At 69.1% G+C, this 3,723-nt stretch carries 2 protein-coding genes; both read right to left on the reverse strand.

The features are described from left to right. Positions 1 to 1,814, reverse strand: a 1,814-nt coding sequence (locus AB0J68_RS29160) for a hypothetical protein (RefSeq protein WP_363941724.1), incomplete at its 3' end; no start/stop codon positions are given. 26 nt (positions 1,815 to 1,840) lie between these two features. After that, positions 1,841 to 3,723: Clp protease N-terminal domain-containing protein (locus AB0J68_RS29165; RefSeq protein WP_363941726.1), on the reverse strand; the 1,883-nt coding region annotated here is incomplete at its 5' end.

The following is a 3,723-nucleotide window of genomic DNA, read 5'->3' on the forward strand; positions in this document are numbered from 1 at the left end:
ATCGCCGCGTCCAGCACGGAGACGGCGTTTTCCGGTCGTTCAGCCCGCCATAGCTCGTCCGCGATCTGTGCCGCGCGACTGCGGAACTCGTCGTTGTCACAACGGGAGGCCAATAGCGCCCTGAACTCCGCGCGCAAGCTGTCCGCGGCGTCGTCACCACGGCCGAGAGCGGTGAGGCAAGCCGCGCGGACGTGGTGGAACTCGGCGTCTGGGTGCAGGCCGAGCTGTGCATCTGCGTGCCCGAGCAGGTCGAGGGTTCGCCGGGGTGCGAGTTCGGCGCACCGGCGGGCACCGTTCAGCACGACTCGGGCCAGCGCCGGCCCATCCAGCCGGCGGCGTTCATCGAGGAGTCGCGCGAGGAAGCTGAGCGCCTCTCCGACCGCATGAGTGGTCGTCGGTTTTGCGCCAGGGGCGGTGAGCAGCAGAGCGAGATAGCGGGTCGCGTACGTCCCAGGATCGCTGCTCGCCATCAGCCGCAGCACCTCGATGCGTTCCTGGTCGATTTGCGTGCCAGCCGTCTCCGCGCCGGCTCGTCGCGCCCGGTGCTGCGCGTCATCGAGGGCGGCGTCGATCGCCGGCAGCGCATCGTCGTTGAGTATCTGCTCGGTGTGCACAGCGACGGCTGCAGCGGCGTTCCACTCCCCGTGCTGCTCGTGCAGTTGTCTGATCTTTTTGTAGAGATCGCGGCAGGTGCCGCGATCGCTGCCGTCCACCCCGTGATGACGGAAGAGCTCAGCAGCTTCGGCAAGGGCCGCGCGCTGTTCGCGGACGAGGCCCGCATCGTCCAGGCACCAGGATCGTCGAACCAGGGCCCATGCCAGTTCGTTCCAGGATCTTCTACCAGTGTTCGCATATCGTGCCCGGGCCAGACGCAGGCTGATCGCCGAGGCGCCCATGGCCAGGTCACGGCGCCCGATGCGGGCGGCGTGCAGCGAGACGCTCCGCAGCGCGCGCATGTCCGCGTCAGCGAAGTTGTTCGGGTCGGTCTTGCCTAGGCCGCCATAGATGGTCTGAATGCGGTCTAACAGGGTGCGGGTGTCCTCGTCGGTCAACCACCCGCCGACCTGTTGCGCGGCCTTGGCCCAGTCTCCGATTAGATTCGCCTGCGAGTACCAGCAGATCTCCGAGCTGCGATGCCGGTCGGGAACGAGCCGCGTCGCTTGGGGAGCGAGGCCGGCCCGGACGAGGATGGATGCGGCAAGCTCAGTGTCAGTGCTGGAAGTCTCGCTCGTGCCGGCGTGCCCGACGACGGCCAGGGACCAGAGAATCCGTTCGAGCGTCCCGCCGTTGCTGGACAGCAGACCACGGACGTCGGCCAATTCCCGTTCCGCTTTCGCGTACTGTTCCTTGGCCAGCATTGCCGATGCTCGTTCGAGGCCAGCTGACGCGCGTTCGATCGGGTCACCGCCGCTGGCCTGCATGGCAGGCGGCGGTGTGCTGGCGAGCACTGCCACGACGGTGCGCGCGTTCGTCAGGGCACGCGTGATGCGCGCGCCCGGGCGGCGCACCTCGGTGGCCGCCTTGTCCAGGAGCACGGCGGCCGACTCGAGTTCGCCGTCGCGCGCTTGGGTTAGCGCCAGCAGAATCCGCGCTTCCGCCTCGCCGCGCCCGCGGCTGGGTGAGTCATCGTGGGCCGCGCCGGCAAGCCGCCGGGCGAGCTCGTAGCAGCCGAGCAGGTAGGCGAGGTGGGCGGCGGCTAGGGCGACCGGCCAGCGGCATCGGGTACGGATCGGGTGCTGAGCGAGGATCTCCAGGTATGCGTCGAGCGCCTCGGCGAGCCGTCCCGTGTCCTCTATCTGGGCGGCACGACGCACTGCCGTCGGGTGGTGTCGGCAGCGCCTCATTCCACGCTCCGCGCTAGGTGGTGAGTCGGCAGCATCCGCCGTGCCTGTGGAGTGAGGACGGGTACCGGATCGGCTAACGGCCGCCCATGGTCGGTCCCGGCCATGGCTATGTCCTCCGGGCCGGTCCATCGGGACCGACGGTCACGTGCGACGGCGCTTGCGGCGCGAGTGAGCAGAGTGGTGCCGGGTGGTGCTGGTCCCGGGTCGTCTTCGGTTGCCTGTTGCAGGTGGGATACCTCGATACCCCAACTGCCGTCGTGGTCGGCGGTGTGCCGTGCCGCCGCCAGGACGCCGCGGGCCTGGCATCCCAACCGAACGAGACTGCGGTCCTGGTTCGGCTGCGCGGGTGGCGTATGTAGTGCCGCCCGAAGGTGATCGGGGTCGAGGATGGCTGCGGGCGTGTCAGCGGCCAGGTCGAGCGCGGCGCCGACTGCGAGCCAGGCGGGCAGCGTCAGCCGATGCGCGGCGGCCGCGCGGCCTGCGGCGAACAGCGGTGCGAGCAGGGTTTCCCGTACAGGATCGAGCAGGTCGGCTCTGATTCGGGCAGACGCCTCTTCGAGGTCCACCCCGTGCCGGACGAGGGCCGCCGCGCCGCTACCGTGAGTGTCGGCCAGCAGGGCCAGCAGTAGGTGGGCCGGGCGTACCCGGGTCTCACCGACCCCGCGGGCGACCGCGAGAGCGGAGCGGGCGAGCGGCCACAGGGCCGGTTCAGCTTCGGTCGGCGGGTCGACGCCGGAGGCGTACCAGGAGGCAGTCGTCTGTCGTACCGCGCTGAGCGGAGCGCCCAGTGGCGTCATCAGGTAGGCGCATCCGCCGTCGGAGAGAGTGGCGAGCAGGACGTGTTCCAGGCCGACATGGCGATGCCCGAGATCACGGGCTGTCTCCACGGCGAGGGCGAGGGTCCAGCAACGGCCTCCGGTTTCAGCGATCAGGCTCGCCAGCCAGACCGGCTCCGCAGCGGCGGACGTGGTTTCCGGTGCGGCGTTCACGATGGGGGTCGGGGACACCGGAGCTTGAGGTATGGGAGGTGGGTCCGAGACAGCTTCGGGTGGTGCCTGGTGTGACGGCTCAGGTGGGGTGATGAGCCGATCTCGCGCTACGCCGAACGTCTCTGAGCGGTCGGCGGCGAGGCGAACGAAGAGCCTTCCGGCAGTATCGCCGCCTGGCCGCTGCGGTTCGGGTTCATCGATCCCGACGAGATCCCACAGGGACTGCGCGACGTTCTGGCGGTGCCGGGCCCAAACGGCCAGGTGGTGTCCGTCGGCCAGTACGTGTGCCCGGTGGTCGGCGACGTCTCGTGCACGACGGAGCAGGCCGGCTACCCGATCGGCGGCATCTCCGCGACGGTGGCTGATGATCGCGAGGGATCTCAGCAGGTGCGCCTGGACCAGCGGCTGGCCGAGTAGACCGGCCGCCTCGACCGCCACCGACGTCATCTCGTGTTGGTCATCGTCGAGCGTCTCCGACGGCGCTGCGGCGACAGCAGCGGCCATGCCGTTGACTGCGTTGACGATCGCCAGCCAACGCAGTTGGTCCGCACGCCGAATCTTGATTTTTCCCTGTGGATCCGTGGGTTCGGAGGGCGGAACGTTCTTGTTGATCCACGTGATGGCGTTGACGAAGGCCTTCTTCGCCTCCGCACCATCACCGTCCTCCAACATCCGCCATCCCTGTCGGGTCAGCTGACTCACGAAGCGCACATGGTCGCCCGGCGTGAGTCCCTGCTGGACGAGAACGACACTCAACTCGTTGAACAGCTCGTCAAGGCTGCGTACAGGCCGGTCGGTGAGAAAAACATCGACGGCGGTCCAGCGGAGGTTCCGGTCGGTGCGCCGATCGCTCTGGGTCAGCCGCTGCGCCTGCCGCAGGGCCGCGCGCG

Source organism: Micromonospora sp. NPDC049580 (genome assembly GCF_040675595.1).
GTDB lineage: Bacteria > Actinomycetota > Actinomycetes > Mycobacteriales > Micromonosporaceae > Micromonospora.